At 41.6% G+C, this 22,599-nt stretch carries 10 protein-coding genes and 1 pseudogene; 9 read left to right on the top strand and 2 right to left on the bottom strand.

Annotated elements, in window-relative coordinates:
* Positions 1-118: 118 nt before the first annotated feature.
* The gene (locus IPP86_08235; GenBank protein MBL0138504.1) at positions 119-4,642 is read right to left on the bottom strand and encodes a PKD domain-containing protein; all 4,524 of its coding nucleotides are present in this window, start codon (positions 4,640-4,642) and stop codon (positions 119-121) included.
* Positions 4,643-4,994: 352 nt separating this feature from the next.
* Positions 4,995-6,413: a hypothetical protein gene (locus tag IPP86_08240; protein ID MBL0138505.1), complete on the bottom strand. Its 1,419-nt coding sequence runs from the start codon at positions 6,411-6,413 to the stop codon at positions 4,995-4,997.
* Between the two features lie 1,271 nt (positions 6,414-7,684).
* On the opposite strand from IPP86_08240, the gene IPP86_08245 reads away from it, so the two are divergent.
* The 9 genes and pseudogenes from IPP86_08245 to IPP86_08285 all read left to right on the top strand — a co-directional run bounded on the left by IPP86_08245 (position 7,685) and on the right by IPP86_08285 (position 21,119).
* The gene (locus IPP86_08245; GenBank protein ID MBL0138506.1) at positions 7,685-8,059 is read left to right on the top strand and encodes a GxxExxY protein; all 375 of its coding nucleotides are present in this window, start codon (positions 7,685-7,687) and stop codon (positions 8,057-8,059) included.
* A 121-nt stretch (positions 8,060-8,180) separates the two neighbouring features.
* Positions 8,181-9,819, top strand: a pseudogene (gene ade, locus IPP86_08250) (adenine deaminase).
* A 106-nt stretch (positions 9,820-9,925) separates the two neighbouring features.
* Positions 9,926-13,375 carry a fibronectin type III domain-containing protein gene (locus tag IPP86_08255; protein ID MBL0138507.1) on the top strand — a complete coding sequence of 1,150 codons (3,450 nt, stop codon included), beginning with the start codon at positions 9,926-9,928 and terminating at the stop codon, positions 13,373-13,375.
* Positions 13,376-13,509: 134 nt separating this feature from the next.
* On the top strand, positions 13,510-14,751 hold the full coding sequence (locus IPP86_08260; GenBank protein ID MBL0138508.1) for a T9SS type A sorting domain-containing protein: 1,242 nt from the start codon (positions 13,510-13,512) through the stop codon (positions 14,749-14,751).
* A gap of 121 nt (positions 14,752-14,872) precedes the next feature.
* Positions 14,873-16,954 carry a PKD domain-containing protein gene (locus IPP86_08265; protein ID MBL0138509.1) on the top strand — a complete coding sequence of 694 codons (2,082 nt, stop codon included), beginning with the start codon at positions 14,873-14,875 and terminating at the stop codon, positions 16,952-16,954.
* A 62-nt stretch (positions 16,955-17,016) separates the two neighbouring features.
* Positions 17,017-17,511: a hypothetical protein gene (locus IPP86_08270; GenBank protein ID MBL0138510.1), complete on the top strand. Its 495-nt coding sequence runs from the start codon at positions 17,017-17,019 to the stop codon at positions 17,509-17,511.
* 494 nt (positions 17,512-18,005) lie between these two features.
* The gene (locus IPP86_08275) at positions 18,006-19,574 is read left to right on the top strand and encodes a T9SS type A sorting domain-containing protein (protein ID MBL0138511.1); all 1,569 of its coding nucleotides are present in this window, start codon (positions 18,006-18,008) and stop codon (positions 19,572-19,574) included.
* A gap of 221 nt (positions 19,575-19,795) precedes the next feature.
* Positions 19,796-20,878 (top strand): tyrosine-type recombinase/integrase, encoded by a 1,083-nt coding sequence (locus IPP86_08280; protein ID MBL0138512.1) that lies wholly within the window; start codon positions 19,796-19,798, stop codon positions 20,876-20,878.
* A gap of 28 nt (positions 20,879-20,906) precedes the next feature.
* Positions 20,907-21,119 (top strand): hypothetical protein, encoded by a 213-nt coding sequence (locus tag IPP86_08285; protein MBL0138513.1) that lies wholly within the window; start codon positions 20,907-20,909, stop codon positions 21,117-21,119.
* The last annotated feature ends 1,480 nt before the right edge of the window (positions 21,120-22,599 follow it).

Below are 22,599 nucleotides of genomic sequence, written 5' to 3' on the forward strand. Positions count from 1 at the left end.
CTGATGCTCTGCAAAAAGAATTTCCACAAACCAGTTCTAAATTTCCATCGGGGACATAAAAAAGAGAGGGAGGATGTAGAACACCCTCCCTCTCTTTTAATGCTATTAATAAATATAATTACCTCACGACAGTGACCTTGCCGATGTAATTATGAAGTTCGTCGTTCTGGTCAACCACACGGATTTTATATACATACACATCCGATTGTACCTCCTGGTTGATCTTACCATCCCAGGGTTTTGAATAATCTGTAGTATGATAAACCAATATACCCCAGCGGTTATAAATTCCCATCTCGTAATTTTTGATGTAGGTTCCATAACCCTGGAAGTTATCATTCACACCATCGTTGTTTGGTGTGAAAGCTGTGGGTACATAAAAATTGAACCCATATTCTATCCTGACAATTCCTCGAACAGTATCCCGACAACCGTATTGGGTAGCTGTCATAAGAACAACTTCGTACGCCCCGACTTCCGTATATGTATGTGATGGGTTTACAAGTTCAGAAGTAGTACTGTCACCGAAAGTCCATGAATACTGAGTACCATTGAGCGTTTTATTATCAAAATAAATTACCGGTTGCCAGATTGTTGTCACTCCGGGTTCAGGAATGAAAGAAGCAATTGGTGTAGGATAAACAGTGATAAGATCGGGTAACACGGTGTCTGCACGACATCCTTCAGCTGTGGTGGAAATCAGAGATACAGAATAAACTCCGGCATGTTCAAATGTGTGCAGCGGTGTCTGAACTGTGTCTGTTTGTCCGTCAAAATAATTCCATGAATAAGCTACGCTGTTAGGGCTGCTCGCATTGATAAAAGGAACCTCAAGTGGTTCACATCCATTCAATACTTCCGGAACAAAATCAGCAACAGGCATTGCCAACACCTCAACTGTATCTCTGTAAATCGGACCCGGACATCCGCTGTATTCCGATTTCAATGTGATCGCATGAGTCCCAACAGTTGAATAGCTTACCGCGTCAGGATTTTGCAGAGTACTTGAACCCGGATTAGAAGCAGAACCAAAATTCCAGTCATATGTCACACCGGGAAAAATATTTCCGTTCGCTTTGAAAATAAAGCTGTTGTTTTCCAAACACTGTGGAGACTGATGATCGAAAACCGGAGCAGGTATTGCGTATGCATGCACAACTACAGTATCAGAATTCACACAGCCGTAGCTATTGGTGACAGAAACGATATAAGCGGCAGAATTGGTGCCGGTGCCAATATTTTCTGCAACACAGGATGGGTTAGCAGCAGTTGGATCTGTTAGTCCTGTTGACGGTGTCCATTGATAAGAATATCCTGCTGCAGGAGTATCTCCCAGTGAAACAGAAGAACCCGAACAAGCCGATTTGTCTAATCCTGCTTTGGCTACAGGTAAACCAACAATATTGATTGCATGGGCTGTTGGAGGAGAGACACAACCGTTTTGTGTAACAGTAAGTGTGACCGCTGCATTACCTGCCTGAGTTGACAAGAGTGTATATGGACCTTGTCCTGCACCTGAAATCACAATTGCATTACCAAAATCCCAGGTATAACTTGAAACCGCTGATGCTGTTCCGGAATAAGAAACAGTAAATGGTGCGCCAATACATGCATTCGCAGGAAGTGTGAATGAAGAGGTTGGTATTGCAAATACAGTGACGTTGTATTGCGCGCTGTCTTTACATCCATTTTGTGAAACCGTAACTTTTAGTTGCTCGACACCAGCAGTTCCCCATTGCACAGAATATGGCCCCGCTCCTGTTCCTGAATTCACGGTGCCGCTACCAAAACTCCAGGTATATGCTGCTCCCGGAAGCGCGGTTCCACTAAAATTAATTGTGTTGGCTTGTCCGATACAAACAGAAGGTGTCGCAGTTATTGCCGCGTCAGGAATTGCATTCACGGTAACAGGCATACTGCTGGGTGCAGAAACACAACCATTTTGTGTGACAGTCAAAGAAACAGAATAGTTCCCGGATGTATTCCAGACAAGACTGTAAGGTCCTTGACCGCTACCCGATGCAACTGTTGCCCCGTTAAAATTCCATGCATAACCAGAACCAGCTGATGCATTACCGGTGTAATTCACACTCACCGGGGAGCCGGCACAAACGGCAGGTGTAATTGTAAATGGTGAAGTAGGAATGGCATTGACTTGTACAGCATAGGTTGCTGTATCGCGACATCCATTTTCAGTAACAACAACTTGTAATTGCTGAGGTCCTGCTGAGTTCCATGACACAGAATAAGGACCGGATCCCGAACCGGATGCAACAGTACCGGTACCGAAACTCCATGCATAAGCTGCAGTAGCTCCTGCTGTCCCGCTGAAGTTTATCGTGTTTGCCTGACCAATACAAACAGCTGAAGTAGCAGAGATCGAAGCATTCGGAATTGGATTGATGGTAACCTGAGCTGTCGAGGATGGTGATGTGCAACCATTTTGAGCCACTGTCAATGAGAGTTGATGACTGCCTGCGGCATTCCAAACCAAAGTATAAGGACCTTGTCCGCTTCCGGACACAACTGTACCGCCATCAAAGCCCCAGGTATAATTAGCAGTTGCGGGAGCATTGCCTGTGTAGGTAACAGTTACAGGAGAGCCTGCGCAAACAGAAGGTGTAGCAGTGAATGGTGATGTTGGAATTGCATTTACAGCAACTGCAAATGTTGCTGTATCCCGGCAACCATTTTCAGTTACCACCAATTGAACATTGTAATTTCCTGCGGTCGCCCACTGAACCGAATATGGCCCCGATCCGGTTCCACTTCCTGTTCCTCCGGAAAAATTCCAGGCATATCCGGCACCGGCACCGGCAGTTCCGTTAAAATTGATCGTATTATTCTGTCCTGTACAAACTGCAGCTGTACCGGAAATAGAAGCATTGGGTGTTGCAAAAATTGTGATGGGTTGTGAGGCATTCGCAGCACTGCAGCCCGATTGTGTTACAGAAACATCAACGTTAAAAGTTCCTGAAGTATTCCAAACCACAGAATACGGGCCGGCTCCTGTTCCGGAAACCACGGTTCCTCCATGGAAATTCCAGGTGAATGCATTCGCTGGAGCAGCTGTACCAGTATAGGTGATCGTTGCAGCGGTGCCCTGACAAACATTCGTTGTTGTAAGACTGGCTGTACCGCATTGAGTCACGACAATTTGTTGAGTATATGTTTCTGTACAACCACCAGCATTTGTAACTGTCAGTACACAATTGTAAGTACCTCCGGCAGTATAAGTATGCAATGGACTGGTGGCATTCGAAACAGGACTACCATCTCCGAAATCCCAGGAGTAGGTAGTAGCACCGGTACTGGTGTTCGTGAAAGATATTGCTGTTCCTGCAGTGACCGGACTTGCTGGTGAATAAGTATAACTTGCTGTTGGGTCCGGAACTACCTGAATCACCAGGTGCTTGATAGTAAACCGTGAAGGGACCCCATTATCTGTTCCCCGAATGTCAATAACATTCATTCCAACATTTGAAGGTAATCCTATCAGCTGGGCAACGATGGTGGCAGTATTACCGGGAATTGCCAGGACGGTTGATAAGCCGGTCATTAAACCCGAGACAGTCGGAGTAGTAATCTGTCCGCTTTCAGGTGATAAAAACAACATTGTTACCTGGGCTGTATCTCCGACACAAATTTTAAATGTGTCACACAATGGGGTTGGAGAAAATGCCAAAGGAGGAATGTTTGTTCCAATATTACAACCATCCAAAGCAAATGACTGGTTTGCGAGTGACCCGATTCCACTGGTGTCAGGTGGTGGATTGAACACAGTACCTGCGGTATCAAATCGTCCATATTGAATGTATGCAATACCATCTCCTTTGTTAATTCCAACAGAGGCCGGAAACCCGCCGTATCCATTGACTCCACCGGATGCATCTCCGGTTGTCCATTCCATGTTTTTGTAGCAAAAGCTAACATTGGTTCCTGCTGATAAAATAGGATCCGAACCATTGGTGATGATCAATTGAAATGAATTTAATTTATCAGTATGAGAACCAAAATAACCGACGTTCTCCCACTGAACAATCATATGAGTTGGTGTAATCGTATAATACACCAAGCCACTGGCCGCACCTCTTGTATCAACATCGGCCCAAAAGGGCGCAACCATTGGATATCCTGCTGCAGGAAATCCTGTTGGACTATATGTGGAATATGCCTCGCCAAAAGAAACATTCCCGTTGTTGTTAATGAATGCGGTATCAGACTGACGACCATAAAGACAAAATTGAAAAGGAAGAAAAATAGTATCAGTAGACCAGTCATCATTCCTGTAATCCGGAGCAACTCCCGGGCCTCCACTTCCTCCACTTCCATCAAACTGTGCAATTTGCCAGCTGGCATCTCTTGTGGCCCAACAATCACAAGTTAAAGAACTGGTTTGTTGATTCCCGGAATTACCTGAGGAATTTCTGTTTGCTGCTGTGGGCGTTGAAGAAAACTGAGGAAGCGGTTGTGACTGATAATTTATATAATGTTCAGTTCCGTTGAGCTTACCATCTGATTTATCCTTATTGACCTGATTCATGTCAATGGTGCGGACATCAATTTGTGCAGTTGATTGCCTGCTTGCGAAAACAAATAGGAGGACCGCAAAGACAGAAACCAAATACTTTCTTTGTGACATGATGTGTGTAGATTTTAGCCGATAATGAATGATTAGGAAAATTAACCCGCAGTAGTTTTCATACGGGTATACGCCTTCCAAAGTTATAAATTCTAAGTGAAGAGTCAAAGTTAAAACCTCTAAAAATCAGGCGAGTTCATTCTGTCCGAAGAATGGGGCGAGGAACTGTTTTTCCACAAGATGGTGGCTTTTGAATAAAAAATCGCAAAGGATTCTGGATTGAAAATCCGTCAATCGAATTTTCCAGTTCGGATTACCATTCAATTCAGCTGAAAAAGCGCTTTTTCTCTATAAAATCAGGCGGGGAATCAACCGGCATGGATCCAAAACAACTGCAAAAAGGGACTCAAATCTACATTGGTCCGAAGGCCGGACAATCCGGTCCATTCTTTTTAAAAGGCCAGTTGCAGGTGTTGAATTTAAAACCAAAAAAGAAATCAAAACTCTTTACATCGGTCAGACTGAGCCATTGCAATAAGCGATCAGTCCCGATCACGAAAAATGAATACCGGAGCCCAATTCCAGCGGAGGGTTGTTTGTATTCGAACATGGTAAAATCCGCAGCAGCTTCGAATTTTCTTCGTTCATAACGAATGGAAAGATCCACCTGGTTGCCTCTCGCAACTTGTTTGGGGCCAAAATGCAATCGGTTTACCCAGCTTGCATTCGCGTAAACTTTCGGAACAATACAATAATCAAATTGCAAACTAACCGCGGAGGGGAGCCACATTCCAAATGATTCCGATACTGTCGAATTCACGGTTCCATTGACTTTATTGCTGATTAAAGAATCAAATCCTGACATGGTTGAAAAGGATATCGAATCTATCCCGTTCCAGGTTCTGTTGTTGCTTGTCTGCACAGTCAGGGTTTGCGATTGTCGGAAATAATCTATCATGCCAATATCCAGAAAGGAAAGTCCGATCCGGTAATCGTATTTTTTAAACTGATCAGATGTTTTGTTGCAATCGAATGCGCCTGGATTTCTTTTGTGCATGTACACTGCACCCATTGTTGTACTCAGGCCCAATCCTCGAAGCGCAAACAAACTTGAATTTCCATCGGCATTCACCGCGTGACCAAGTGTCGCATCCATGCTATGAACGACGGCATGTGTGGAATCATAAAAAGTGTAATCGAGATTTCTTGCATCCAGATAAAGACCGTCGAAACCAACAAGTATATTACCTGTGATGGCCCATTTCAGGTAATCCTTCGTGGTTTCCATATAGACTTTTCCATAGGTAAATCCGGCCTCAGCCCAGTTCATCCATGCAAATGAAAACGGAGTGCTGCTGATACGTTGTCCAAAGCCCGCAGGATATTTGTACTTCTCGTAAACGAATTTACTCAAACCTGCAGGGGCTTTCAGCACACTTAGTTCATTTCTCAACGCGGTATGGATTCCCCACGCATCCGAACCATTATTTTTAATATAGGATGGTCCAATGATGAGGGCGTGCGCAAAGCCACTTACGGGATTGCCGGTATAATCATCAAAATAATTTTTTCCAGCAGGAACGGTGCCGAGTAATGACCGAGTAATGATTTTACTGGAGGGTGGGAAATAGATGTATGTATTTTCGGCAAAAAAATCACCCGCGATGATGTTGAATTCATACTTGTAAGGAGCGCCAACTATGGTGGCGGGATTCAGAAAGATTCCCATGTTCCCACTGTAATTGCTATTGCTGATACCCCACATTTCCTGAGCATTGCCTGTACCGGAAATCAGAATAAATAAAAACAGACAAAATGATTTTTTTATCATAATTACAAAATTACCCAACGTTTATCACCATTCGACAAGGCCCGGAACAAGTTTATCTACTAAAAACGAACAGGGCTTCATTTTATTCTATCCGGCGCTTTTTTGAGTGACTGTAGAGTTGCCACGAATGCACGAATTAAATTTCAAAAAATTCGTGCATTCGTGGCAATAAAAACCTCCTCTTAAAATCCCTCATCTCAGCTTCTCAACCATAGGATTTTTGAGCAACGAACCAACATCTGCATTTTTCTATTTTAATGAATTAGGGTTGCCACGAATGCACGAATTATATTTTCAAAAAATTCGTGTATTCGTGGCAATAAAAATCTCCTCTTAAAATCCCTCTTTTCAGCCTCTCAACCAGAGGATTTTTGAGCAACGAACCAACATCTGCTTTTTTCCATTTTAATGAATTAGGTTTGCCACGAATGCACGAATTAAATTTCAAAAAATTCGTGCATTCGTGGCAATAAAAACCTCCGCTTAAAATCCCAGCTCCTGAACACGATAATTATAGCGTGCAGAACTAACATTTGTTAATTTCTATTTTTATCTGGTGCATATTTTAGTGAATCAGAGTTGCCACGAATGCACGAATTAAATTTCAAAAAATTCGTGCATTCGTGGCACTAAAAATCTCCGCCTAAAATCCCTCATCTCAGCCTCTCAACCAGAGGATTTTTGAGCAACGAACCAACATCTGCTTTTTTCCATTTTAATGAATTAGAGTTGCCACGAATGCACGAATTAAATTTTCAAAAAATTCGTGTATTCGTGGCAATAAAAACCTCCTCTTAAAATCCCAGCTCCTGAACACGATGATTATAGCGTGCAGAACTAACATTTGTTAATTTCTATTTTTATCTGGTGCATATTTTAGTGAATCAGGATTGCCACGAATGCACGAATTAAATTTCAAAAAATTCGTGCATTCGTGGCAATAAAAATCTCCTCTTAAAATCCCTCATCTCAGCTTCTCAACCATAGGATTTTTGAGCAACGAACCAACATCTGCATTTTTCTATTTTAATGAATTAGGTTTGCCACGAATGCACGAATTATATTTTCAAAAAATTCGTGCATTCGTGGCACTAAAAATCTCCGCCTAAAATCCCTCATCTCAACCTTCTCAACCAGAGGATTTTTGAGCAACGAACCAACATTTGTTTTTTTTCTATTTTAATCAGGTGATTATTTTAGTGAATTAGTGTTACCACGAAAACATGAATTATATTTTTAAGAAATTCGTGCATTCGTGGAAACAAAAATGTATGGAAAATTTATTGTACAAAGAAGAGTGTTATACTATCATCGGGAAATGTATGGAAGTACACAACAATCTCGGTTCCGGATTTCTGGAAATCGTGTACAAGGACGCTCTGGAACTGGAGTTTCGGATGGCCGGAATTCCTTTCAGACGTGAAAAAATGTTTGAAGTCAATTACAAAGGATTCATTCTTCCTCACAAATTTTATGCAGACTTCGTCGTCTATGATAATATTATCCTGGAAGTGAAAGGTGTTTCAGGTATTGCGGAGGAATTTATCGCGCAGGCAATCAATTACCTCAAAGTCTCTCAAAAAAAATTAGCCCTGGTTGTAAATTTTGGAGAGCTGAACCTGAATTACAAAAGAATCGTGTATTAGACTTATTTCAGTGTAATATTCATTGCCACGAATGCACGAATTCGTGAATGATATTCGTGCATTCGTGGCAATCCTCTACGGTTTTTCAAAGTGAACGAGTATGCTTATCTTGCAGCATACCATGACCACCCAACCCATCCAAAAAATCAGCGGCCAGATTGTTGACGTTGTCGGCAAACGTATTTTCCATGGAACAGTACATCTGCACGAAGGAAAAATCGAAAAAATCACGGAAGAAAGTAATAATGAATCAATATTCATTTTACCCGGATTTGTCGATTCGCACATTCATATCGAAAGCTCGATGCTCACTCCTTATGAATTTTCCAGAATGGCCCTGCCTCACGGAACCGTCGCGACCGTAAGTGATCCGCATGAAATTGCGAACGTGTTGGGCATGGAAGGGATACTTTACATGCTGGACAATGCAAAAAAGTCTCCCCTGAAATTTTACTTCGGAGCTCCTTCCTGTGTTCCCGCCACAACGTTTGAAACTGCCGGAGCAACCATCACCGCCGAAAATATTGAAGTTCTGTTTCGTGATCATGGTTTGAAATACCTGGCCGAAATGATGAATTACCCTGGTGTTTTGCATCGCGATCCTCTCGTCATGGACAAAATCGCAGTAGCACAGAAATACAAGCGAAAAGTCGACGGACATGCTCCCGGATTGCGCAGTGATGATGCCGCACGCTATATCGCTGCCGGCATTTCTACAGATCATGAATGTTTCACCTTACCGGAAGCAATGGACAAGCTTCAACACGGAATGAAAATTCTGATCCGTGAAGGATCGGCCGCTAAAAATTTCAATGCCCTGATTCCACTGATGGATGAATACCCGGATGAACTCATGTTCTGCAGCGATGATAAACACCCCGATGATCTTGAACTTGGACATATCAATCTGCTCGTGAGCAGAGCCATACAAGCCGGTTATGATACCATGTCTGTGCTCCGCTCAGCGACAGTCAACCCGGTAAAACACTATGGTCTTGAAGTAGGCTTGCTTGCAGGCCGGTGATCCGGCGGACTTTATTGTTGTAGACAATTTGAAAGACTTCAATGTACTGCAAACAGTCATCAACGGTATACTTGTCTCCGAAAAAGGAAAATGTGTTTTGGAAAAAGATCAACACCGGGTTATCAATCACTTTTCTTGCTCCGAAAAAAGTGTTTCTGATTTTAAAATAAAAACCGAAGGAAAAAGCGTGAATGTTATCGAAGCGCTCGACGGTCAACTTATCACTTTGCATATTCAGTCTCCCTTTCTATCCAATGATGGTTTCCTGATCTCTGATCCGGATCATGATATTTTAAAGATCGCCGTGATCAATCGTTATTCCGATAAACCGCCGGCAATCGGTATGATTAAAAATTTTGGTCTGCAAAAAGGAGCAATGGCTTCTTCCGTTGCACACGATTCGCACAACATTATTGCAGTGGGAGTAAGCGATGAAGATTTGTGTAGGGCGGTAAATTTATTGATCCGTAATCGCGGTGGCTTGTGTGTGGTGGATGATATGGAAGAATTGGTGCTTCCCCTCCCGATTGCAGGATTGATTTCTCCTGAAGATGGAATCAGTGTTTCCAAACAATATAGCTTATTGGACAAAAAAGTGAAATCATTGGGGTCTTCCCTACGAGCACCATATATGACACTCTCGTTTATGGCCTTATTGGTGATTCCGGAGTTTAAAATGAGCGATCTTGGCTTATTCGACGCGGTCAATTTCCGGTTTGCAAAGCTTTTCAATTAAGTTCCACCTTTCAAGCCCTTTTTTAAATCACTTCCGGAATCCGCACCACTTGCAGGATTCAGTGATATTTTATAGTTTAGTACTTATCTAACATTTCCTGCAAAACATGAAGAAATTTCTACTGCTCCTTATTGGAAGTATTCTGGTATTGCCTTACACAGGCAAATCCCAATGCACCACTACGAACGCTACAACTTGCACCTGCCCTCCGGGTGGAGGTACAAACTGTGATCTGCTTCCGGATATCACTCTTTCCAAAGACGCGATCAGCAATGGTGGTTACACCGAATATCCCCAGGTAAACGCCGGAACAAGTCAGTCCAATCAGGGTTCTGATGATGGCCGTCTGCGTCTCACCGGAGCTACTCCAAATATCGGTTATGGTCCGATTGAAGTACGCGGGATCAGCAAATGGGTTTGCGGTACCGACACTTTCACCACTTATCCCGGAACCGGATTTTGTTCCGATGGTTCGGATCCCAAACAAGTTGTCGTACAACGTACCTATCACAAAAACGGAAATACAATGACTTCCACTGACCGGGAAGCAGGAACAATGACTTATCACCCTTCTCATGGTCACCAGCACGTAGATTCCTGGGGTACTTACACTCTTAGAATTGAAAATCCAAATGACCCCAACCCGTTGCATTGGTCAATTGTAGGAACCGGGACGAAGCTCGCATTCTGCTTACTCGATCTTAGTAATTGCAATGCAGCAAATAACTATTGCCGGGATTCTCTCAACAATGTGTTGAATTCAAGCAACCTTCCAAATTATGGATTGGGTGGAGGAGGTTATGGTTGTTCAAATGCTCTGCAGGGTATCTCTGCAGGTTATGTAGATATTTATTCCAAAACACTGGATGGTATGTGGATCAATATCCCTCCGGATGTCTGCAATGGAACTTATTGGATTGTTGTTGAAATTGATCCCAACAACAATTTTCGTGAAACCAAGGAATGGAATAATGTAGCAGCGGTTCCGGTTACCCTTACCCGTCAAAACGCCGCCGGTACCGGTGTCGCGAATATCTATGCAAATCGTCCGGGTACCATTGTACAGGGCGACGTCGTTACGCTTACCGCTACTGCAGGCTCAGCTTACCTCTGGTCAACAGGAGCAACGACACAAACGATTACCACTTCTTTAGCGGGCTCCTATACTGTTACCGTTACGACGCCCTGCGGAACAGCGACTTCAGCTCCTTTTGTTGTTTCAGTAATAAGCAATCCCGCAAACCCAACCGTTACAGGTGCGAGCCGATGTGGGGCAGGTTCAGTTACGATGTCTGCAACCGGAGCAGGATCACAAAAATGGTATACTGTCCCATCCGGCGGAAACGCGGTGAATACAGGCACATCTTATACCATTCCAAATCTTGCCGCCACAACAACTTATTATGTGGAAAATGAAGTAACCACAACAGGCGCAACCGTAAATTCAACACCTGCCAGCAATGCTGTTTCTACAACAGGAAGTTACAACACCGCAATTACTCTGCAGTACGAAGTATTCACGGTGTACACACGACTTACATTACAATCCGTACTTGTGTATTCCAATTTAGCCGGCACAAAAACCTTCAAGCTACTGGACAAAAACACCAATACATTACGACAAGTAAGCGCTTCGGTTCCTTCAGGAAGCAGCCGTGTTACCTTAAACTGGACGATTGATCCGGATGATAACTATCGTTTGCAGGTGGACAATGGAGCAAATCTTTATTCCAACACCAAGACCACAAATATTGGTTATCCATTTTCAATCCCCGGTGTGATTTCTATTACAAACTCTTCCGGTGGACATACCGCGTTTTATTGCTGCTATGACTGGCAGATCAAATTACCGGATCTTGTTTCACGCAGCAGCCGTCTGCCTGTGACTGCAACCATCAACACTGTTCCTACGGTTTCTTTCAGTGGTCTCAATTCCACGTATGCATCAAATGCATCTCCTGTTACTCTCACCGGTTCGCCAACAGGCGGAACATTTAGTGGTTCGGGAATCAGTGGAACAACATTTACTCCGGCAACCGCCGGTGTGGGTGGTCCTTATACCATTACTTATTCTTATACAGCAGCCAATGGTTGTACCGGAACGAGCTCGCAACAAGTGACCGTTACTTCCGGAACCAACAATTGCCTCAAACCTTTCAATCTTACTACGACCAACATCGCTAATATTTCAGCACAGGCAAACTGGGATGTGAGCGTAACTGCCGATACTTTCAGAATCCGTTATTCTGTTTTTGGATCAACAGCATATTTATACAAAGATGTAAACGGATCTGGTGGTGTACACAGTGCATCACTACTCAATCTCAGTCCGGGCACGCAGTATCAATACCAGGTCAGCTCGATTTGCAGAGGAGTCAGCAGCGGCTACAGCAACCCGGCAACCTTTACTACACTGACCACTCCGGTTCGTTGTATCAAACCTTACTCACTTACATCCTCCGCCATCGCCAATATTTCAGCGACAGTAGGCTGGACACCTTATGTAGCCGCGGACACGTTCAGGATCCGTTACTCTGTGAATGGCACAACGAATTTTATTTACAAAGATCGAAATGGTACTCTTGGCAACACGGCTCCGCTTACAGGTTTGTCACCTAACACCACCTATCAGTTCCAGGTGAGTTCAATTTGTAGTGGGGTAAGCAGCGGATATTCTACATCGGCCACATTCACCACAACATCCGCTCCTGTGCCTTGCATCAGACCTTATGGTTTAGGCTCAAGCAACCTTGCAAATACTTCCGCGACAGTAAGCTGGACACAATATGTATCCGCTGATACATTCCGCATCCGTTATTCCATCAATGGAACAACTAATTATTTCTATAAAAATGTGAATGGTACTCTTGGTAACTCAACTTCTCTGACAAACCTTGTTGCAAATACAACTTATCAATTTCAGGTAAGTTCAATTTGTCTTGGCGTAAGTACAGGTTACAGCACAGCTGCAACATTCACAACGACGAACACAGCTGTTGCCTGCGCGACACCGTACGGATTGACCACTACCAACATCACAAATGCAAGTGCAGTATTAAACTGGACCAGCATGGTTACTGCCGACAGCTTCATGGTTCGTTATTCGAAAAACGGTACGACAAATTATGTCTGGAAACAATTCTCCGGGCAAGGTGGTGTGCATTCCACCCAAATCACAGGTCTGCTGGCGAATACCGCTTACCAATGGCAGGTTCGTTCTATCTGTACGGGTGTAACCACATCGGTTTATTCCGCTTCATCGGTGTTTACAACAGGTCTCATTCGTACTGCAGGACCACACGAGTTGACAGCTTTCGAGCTATTCCCAAATCCAGCGGATGAAAAAGTATCCTTACGATTCAATGCGATCAATTCAGAAAACGGGTACATCCGTATTACAGATATGATGGGCCGGGTAATACGACAAATGGATATTGATATTCTCACAGGAGAAAATCTTTTTGAACTGAATACATCTGATCTTTCCACCGGATTGTATCATTTCCATGTAGAAAGTCCGACAGATCGATTCGACTCGAAAGTTGTTATTCAATAAAACGATTTATTAAAATGAAAAAGGGAAGCATTGAGATCTTCCCTTTTTCATTTGTACTTGTGTATTGCATCGCCCTGATTTCGGTCATGGCAGAATCAAGGTCGATAATTAAATTTGTCATAAATCCGATCAACATGAAACGAATTCTACTCCTGGCTGTAATCTTTTTTTCAACGCTTGCAGGACAAGTGTCGGCGCAAGGCGGATTCACAATTTTTGATCGTTTCAATTCTCCTCTTCCGGAAAATCAATGTCGATATATCGGAATTGATTCACAAAACAGAAAATGGTTTTGTACAGAATACGGTCTTGCCATTTACAATGATACAACATGGTCAGTTTATCTTACGACCAATTCAAATATTTCAGACAATTCCGTAAAACATGTCGCTTTTGATCAACAAGGAAATGCATGGATCTCTACACAAAACGGCGGTGTGAATGTTTTTGACGGAAGCAACTGGACGGTTTACAATACAGGCAATTCAGGAATCGCGTCGAATTATATTCGCAGTATTACTATCGATAGCCAAAACCGTAAATGGATTTGTACAGACAATGGCTTGTGTCTGTTTGATGGAAACAATTGGACAATATTTGACATTCTGAATTCCAGCTTGCCGGTTAACAACATGTCTGTGCTTGTTGAAGAAAATGATTCAACCCGCTGGTTGGGCACAATCAATGGTGGCTTAGTTCGAATGGTCGATACCGCTTTTACAAACTGGAGTGTTTACGCCAACGGATTTCCCGACAACACCATCCTCGGACTGCTGGTTGATTCGGGTGGAATAAAATGGATGACCTGTCCTGCCGGTGCTTTGGTTGCTTTCTTCAATGGAACCTGGATCGCTTACAATACCGGCAGTTCAAATATTCCAACGAATAGTCTGAATTCCCTCGCGCAAAGTTCTCAGCAAAATTTCTACATGGGCTCTTATGATAAAGGCCTGGTGAAAAAAGAGGGATTTTATTATTACCATTGGAACACAACTAACAGCAACATGCCCGATGACATTGTATTCACGGTTGCCATCGAAAACAGCGGCATTATCTGGTGTGGTACAGAAACACATGGTGTCGTGCGTTTTGACGAAAGTCAATGGCTTGGACTTCCTCCTGTTCTGGAATACGATCCGGTGAGTGTATATCCAAACCCATGCAAGCAGTTGGTAAATATTATTCCGAACGGAAAGTCGATGTATTCTGTTCGCGTAAGGGATTTGTCAGGTGAAATAAAATTCATACAAAAATTTTCCAGTCCTGTTTCATCTTTCAGCCCGATTGATCTTTCTTCTCTTCCTGCAGGAGTTTATTTTGTTTCGGTTGATCTCGGAGATAAGTCGGTGACGAAAAAACTAATTAAAGTCGAATAATTATTCTCATTGTCCATATTAATTGATTGGATTGCTTTGAGATTTTGATTAAACCTTTGCCGTAACAGCTGTATTCTAAATACTGTTATATCTGTTTTTGAAGAGTTCTAATTTCATTACCATGAAACGGTTTCTTCTTCTCTTTTTCTTTTTTGTTGTTCGGGTTTCATTTTGCCAGATTCCAAATATTAATTGGGAACATTGCTATGGTGGCTCAGGATTGGGAGACGGACTGGATGCAATTATTGAAATGAATGATTTCGGCTATGCAATTCCGGGTACAACCAACGGTCCGGATGCAAACCAGGTTTTCGGAAATCACGGTGAAGAAGATTTCTGGGTGATCAAAACAGACAGTTCCGGGGCTTTTATAAGTCAGCATTGTTATGGAGGCTCCCGGGCAGATGTAGCTGCCTGCGGAACAAAAACCAGGGAGGGTGGATTTATTGTTGCAGGGTTTACTGTTTCAAATGATGGTGATGTTATCGGTCAACACATGTATTATGATTCCACACAAGCCGCCTGGATTAACTCAACAGATGCATGGGTATTAAAGTTTGACTCCAACTTTGTGCTGCAATGGGCCAAAACATATGGTGGAAAAAAATACGATACCTTTCTCAGCTGCGACACAACTACAGATGGAGGTTATATTTTCTCAGGTTATACAAGCTCCAACGATGACGATGTTACCGGTCATCACGACACCACCTACTTCAATGGAAATTATGATGGCTGGATTGTCAAAACAGACTCGTCCGGAACAATTCAGTGGCAGAAATGTCTTGGTGGAAGTAATGCTGATGTGCTTTATGAAATAATTACAACGAACAATGGATACGTTTCTGTGGGCTCAACTAATTCCAATGACTATGATATTAGTGGAAATCATGGGGCATCTGATTTCTGGATGCTGAAAACAGACATCAACGGAAATTTATTGTGGTCCAAATGTTATGGTGATACAGCATATGAAAATCTCGGCTTTGTAAAAGTTTGTGCGAATGGAGATATCCTTGCTTCCGGTGCAACTTCTTCTGATGCTTTACCGGATTATCATGGAGGATACTATGATGCCTATCTTATCAGGACAGATTCCATTGGCAATCTGGTTTGGCAAAAATGTTATGGTGGTAGTGACATGGACTTCTTTGAAGAGTTTGTTGAGTTCCCTGATAGTACTTTTCTGGTGATCGGATCAGTTAGTTCAAGCGATGGCCAGGTACACGGCTTTCACGACTCTCTGACATCTGCCAACCCGGATATGTGGTTATGCAGAATTGCCTATGATGGAACGCTGCTCGGGAGCAAATGCTTAGGAAGCCATTATGGAGAATTCGGTCAATACATTACGCCGCTTGCAAACGGGCAATTTATTCTGGCAGGAGAATCTTATGGCGTTGGAGGGGATGTATCACAAAATTTTCCTCCAACTGGTCCTGCCCGTTATTGGGTTTTGAAAACCGAATTCGGGCAAGTGACTGCCGATTTTCTTACCGCTTCACAGGATATTTGTCCGGGAACCTGTATTGATTTTACAAATCAATCTTTGAATGCAACTTATTATGAATGGTCCTTTCCCGGAGGCTCTCCTGCCACGAGTGTAGAGAACAATCCGACCGGAATTTGTTATGCATCGCCCGGTACCTACTCTGTTTCTTTGCTGGCAAGAGATGGCCCTTCGTTCAATACAACAATGCTTGTAGATTACATCCATGTATTTCCGGATTTCCCGGCAATTACAATTATTCAGCATGGAGATAGTTTGTTTGCGGCACCTGGATATGTGGGATACCAATGGTATTATAACACTAACATCATTAGTGGGGCCAATGAGTATTTTTACATTGCCTCTCAAAGCGGAAACTATTCTGTTCTAATCACCGATAGCAACGGCTGTTCCAATTCGGTTGAAATACCAAATGTGATCGCATCCGTTTCTTCGGATTTATTTAATGAGTCCATTAGTGGATTTTGTGTATTTCCAAACCCTGCAAACAATTTGCTTAACATTCAAGCTAAAGTGAATCCAAAAGAAATCCTGTATCTCGAATGTTACGATCGTTATGGAAGAAAAGTGTTCACCCGGTATGCGAATGAAATCAATCATTCATTGGACATTTCTTTCCTGTCGAGTGGTGTGTATGCTCTTCGTTTATATCTGAAGAACTCAATTCTCAATGCAAGCTTTCTGAAAAATTGAAGGGTACTCACCCTGTGTAAAAAAACTATTCGAATACAAACCCGTTGAAATCCATTCTGAAAATGAAAACCAAATCGATCTTTCGAACTATCGCATTGCTATTTTGCTCTGTTCTTTTTTTTGCCTGTCCTTATGAATCAACAGTTCCTATTGACGAAGCCAATGTGAATACCGATCCGCAACTTCTCGGCACCTGGAAAAAAGAGAATACTGAAGACGAATCCATTGTTGTGACCGCTTTGGACAAAACCCATTATGCAATTGAAAAAATTGGAAAATCCGAAAACGGAACGGAGCACTACCAGGCTTTTGAATCCATTGTGAACGGATTTCATTTTCTGAACATCCAAAGAAAAGATTCCGCCGAGGGCGAACAAAAATATATGCTCTATAAAGTTCTTGTTAGGGCCGACAGCGTCATGCTCTCAGAAATTACGGATAATATTGATGAACAATTCTCCAACAGTGCGGCTCTAAAAAAATTCATCGCAGGGAATATGAATAACTCTTACTTTTTCAATAAAGAAAATCTGGTGTATTTGAAGGTTCCGAATTAATTCTGTGTAAACAAAAAAAAATTGCTGTTTCTAAATCTTATTTTACTCTACTGAAATCGGTAATCTATTATTCATCGTGGTGTGAGTAATTTCAAGACCGGTAAATTGTTTTCAATAACAAACGAATCTGACCATATCATCCCAACCTGCACAAAAAAAAGAGTCAGTTTCAGTTCCCGTACGAATGATCAGAATTTTCTGAAAACACGCTCTGAAACTAACACTGACTCTGTAACGCGGAGAGGGTGGGATTGTGTGAAAAATCATCTTGTTTCTTGTATATCAATAAGTTATGGCTGTCGTGGGACTCCTTTGGTGAAACAATGGTGAATCTGCTCAGCGAAGTAATTAATACTGTTCTACTCGTTCTTGTTATTAAATGATGGTTTAAAAATGGCATGATTTGCCACCTGCTTGATCAAATATCCGATTCTTTTTATATTCGATTATTATATTACATGTAGTTTTTAAGGTTACTAAATAAACCCATCCTTATGCAAAAACTCTTACTAATCATTTTCTTTTTCTCCTGGATAAACTCTGATGCACAAATACAATGGATGTATTGTTATGGTGGAATAGAGAATGAAGACGATGCAACATGTTCGCAAACGTCAGACGGAGGCTATATCATTTCTGCAAGTACAGGTTCTCAACTGCTAAATGGATTAACCGGTAATTATCATGGTAACTATGACATGGCTTTGATGAAAGTTGATGCAAACGGTTACGCTCTATGGTCAGCACATTATGGCGGAACAAACCTGGATGTCTGCAAATCATCCCAACAAACTTCTGACGGAGGCTTTATCCTCGGGGGGTCAACTTTTTCAAATGATGGTGATGTAACCGGCTACCATGGACTGGACGCTGATCTCTGGTTCGTGAAAACCGACCAGAACGGAGTTCTGCAATGGCAGAAATGTTTGGGTGGTTCACGCTGGGATGATGGATATTCTGTCAGAGAATCAACGGATGGAGGATATTTCATTGTCGGAATTGTTCAGTCGACAGATGGAGATGTAACCGGTTCACTTGGGTTTCATGACATCTGGGTGGTAAAACTGAACTCTGTCGGAAATATCATCTGGCAAAAATGTCTTGGGGGCTCTTATGAAGATTGGGGTTATGCTGTCAGGGAAACACCGGGTGGCGGCTGTATAATTACCGGAGGCACTGCTTCCACCGATGGAAATGTGACAGGGAATCATGGAGGCTTGAGCGACCTCTGGGTTGTGCAATTGGACTCTTCCGGAACCATTCAATGGCAAAAATGTTATGGCGGCACGAGTGCCGACGGAGCCTATTGTATGAATAGTACATCAGATGGCGGTTATATTATTGCGGGCACTACACAATCTAACGACGGAGATGTGAGTGGATATCATGGAATGCAAGATGCCTGGGTCATAAAAATTGATGCTCTCGGCAATCTTCAATGGCAACGTTGTTTAGGCGGAACCAGTGATGACATTGCATTGTCTGTGTGCGAAGCAACGTTTGGAGGTTATTTGGTTGCCGTTAAATCCTATTCTAACAATGGTGATGTTGTCTGGAATTATGGCTTGTCAGATTATTGGGTTGTTGTCCTTGATCCTTCCGGTAACCATGTCGACTGGCAGATGAATCTTGGGGGTAGTTCCAATGACTTTCCACAAAGCATCGCTGCTACGACAGATGGTGGATTAATCGTAGCCGGAAGCACAATCAGTGTCGATGGGGATGTCATAGGACTCTTGGGACATGGAGATATTTGGGCTGTTAAAATGGACAATGCTGTTGGCGTATCCAATTTCGATACCTTTTATGGTATAACAACATTTCCAAATCCGGTCAACTCAAGTCTCAACGTATATTTTCAGGGAACCTATTCTGGAGCTGGAACTATTTATTTAAAGGATCTGATGGGACGCGAAGTTTCGAGCCCTAGGAGTTTTTCCAATTTACAGGAAATGCAAAAACTAACTATTCCAACTTCTGATCTGAATAATGGTATCTACGTACTACAGGTTGAATGCAAAGAAAAATTGGTTAGCAAGAAAATACTGGTTCAGCACAATTAATTAAAAAGTGAGTTATGGTACGGCTGAGCTTCTTTTCGTGAAAATGGTGAGCAGAACTTTGCTTGCTTCTTCATATATGTTTTCTTTTTCATTTTAAAATTCACGACTGTTTTCGGATACATTATTCCTTCTGTTTAAAATAAACATAACCTCCGTCAAGAATTATATCGCTTTTCTTGTTTTCATAGTGGTCTTAATTGATAACAATTAAAACTATGACGATGAGAAAAAAGGCAAGTAAAAAAATAAAAGAGTTCCCGTTTCTGCCGCTCTTTGAAAAATTCATTTCCGATTCAGCTTCTGGCAGAAGACACCAAAAAAACGGACTGCGGTTAAAGCCCGAAAGTGTGATGAATTACAGGATGACCTTGAAATGCCTTCAGCAATTCAATGAAAAATTTCAATTTGGTTTAAGGATACGGGATGTGAGGAAATCGAGCAACCGTGAAATTGAATCGGAACAACTGTACTGGAAAAGATTCTATCAGCGCTTCTCGGAATTTCTTTACTCCCAAAAATCCGCCTTTGACAATTACGCCGGTTTTCATTTTAAAAACATCCGCACTTTTTTCAGCTATTTACTCACAGATCGTGGAATGCAAATCGGTCAATTCCACAAATCGTTTTATGTACGAAAAGAAAAACTCCCTGTTCTGGTGTTGAGTCCGGAGCGATTGCAATTCCTCATTCACGACAAACAGTTTGAGGAAAGTTTATCAAACCAAATGAAAATGATAAAAGACATTTTTGTGCTGGGTTGTACCCTTGGTCTAAGGGTATCAGACCTGCTCGGCCTTACAAAGGCCAACATAGAACCGGAAGGAAAGGCAATATACATCAGTGTCAACAGTCGCAAAACACATACCTATACACGAATTTTAATTCCAGACTATGCGATTAACATCATCAATCGAAATAGGGTTTCGGGATCAAAGTTATTGCCACCCATTTCAAACTCCTGTTTGAACAAGAAAATAAAATTGCTCGGTGAGCTGGCCGGTTGGACAGAACCCCGGCTCGTTTCCCGGGAACGGCAGGGTAAAGTGATCATGTTGTTCAGAAATTCAAAAACAAGAACTCCGTTTCGGTTCTGCGATCTCATCACTTCACACATGATGCGAAGGACGGCAATCTCTACTTTCCTGAGATTGGGAATGCCCGAACACCTGGTGAGAAAAATTTCCGGACACGCTCCCGGTAGCAGAGAGTTTTATCGCTACGTAGAAATATCACAAAGCCAACTTGACGATGAAGCCAGGAAAATTTACCGGAAATTGGAAAATAGCTTGTACGAAAAGCAATAATTTTAGCAAATTATGCTAAATTCACATATTGAAAAAACAAGCCAAGCATTTGAATTCCTGGATCTTGGGTGGTATGGATTACTATCCCTTTGGGATGGGGATGGATAATAGGTCATATCTTGCAGGAAAAGGCCGTAGATTCGGCTTTAACGGGCAAGAAAAGGATGATGAATTAAAAGGTAGTGGAAATAGTTTAGAATTTAAATTTAGAATATATGACCCACGTTTGGAAGATTTTTAAGCGTTGACCCACTAACAAGTAAATATCCTTTTTGGACTCCTTATTCTTTTGCAGGAAATAGACCTGTTGATGGTATAGATATAGAAGGTAAAGAATGAGCAATACATGATGAGAAAAAATTGTAGAAAGCAAAGGTGTAACAGCCCTAAATGTAATTTTCTACTTCATGGTTCAGGTCCTATTGTTGATGCTACATATAATCTTCAAACAAAAAGTAATAAGGAGGCATTTAATAATCTAAAAAACTGCTTACACTACAGACCCGCAGCATAATACATAATCCGAATAATTCCTGGGCAAATTATAGCCTATGGAAAATCCTAATGATGGAATAATCAATTAGCGGTTGGCGACCATATGGATATTGATATTCTTGGAGAGTATTTAAAGATTATGTGAGATTTACAGATGTTCAAGTAACTGAAAATAGTTTTACAATTAAAGTAGCAACTTTATATGGTCACGGATGCTGGTAGGCCAATTGAATTTTCAGGAACATTTAATCCTGAAACAGGGTAATTGATTTTTGCTATTCACAATATAACTACAAATAATGTAGGGGCTGATATTATCGGTTTTGGTAGAACTGCTCAAACCGCCCAATGGAAGCGAGTGTTAAACAATGTTCAATCTTTCATAAATGGTGATGTTCAAAAAGTAAAACAGTGAAAAAGAAATATTTATTCAAGATGCAAAAGCGGGTGATGGAAAAAGGTTGTAAGAAGATTTACAGTCTGGTAGTTGTACGGAAAGCAATGAAGAGTGCAAATAAAGGTTATTACAAGTTTTGTAAAGCCACAACCCAAGTATAATAATAATGTTAATTGGAAACAAAAACAGAAGTAGTAATCTCAGTAAAAACAGAAAAGAAGATAACGATAAATGCTACTTATTAATGGCTAGAATAGCCACAATTCCCATAATTAGTAGTTGAGACATTGTAACGAATGTTAATCTTATTGTTAAGGCGTAAAGTTTTATATTTAATAAGTAAGTATGGTGCCAATATTAAAATAGCGCAACAAAGTATAGAGTAGTTCATAATTAATATTTTAAATGAAATTAAATTGTTTTTCTTGTTTATCATTATGACTTTAAGTTCATATTTGTATGGACAAAATTTAGAGTGTAATAGATTTAAAAACGGGTCATTTAAAATAATTGATAGCCGAAACAGAACTTCTTTTATAGAACGAAAGGAGCAAGGCAATGTGAAATTACAGAAGGGGAAAAAGGATAGTACAACTTTCATAGTAAAATGGATAGATAATTGTACCTATACACTAACACCTACAAAGAAACGCTCAAGAAATATCAATCATTACCAGATAATGCAACATTAACCGTTAGAATTATCAGAGCACAAAGCTAATTCTTATACTCAAATATCTACGTCAAATTTTCTGATATAAAAGCAACTAATGAAGGTGATTAAAGTACAGTAGTCAAAGAACGGTAATCGTTATTATGCCTGGTTTCA

The organism is Bacteroidota bacterium, from assembly GCA_016720935.1.
Classification (GTDB): Bacteria; Bacteroidota; Bacteroidia; order AKYH767-A; family 2013-40CM-41-45; genus JADKJP01.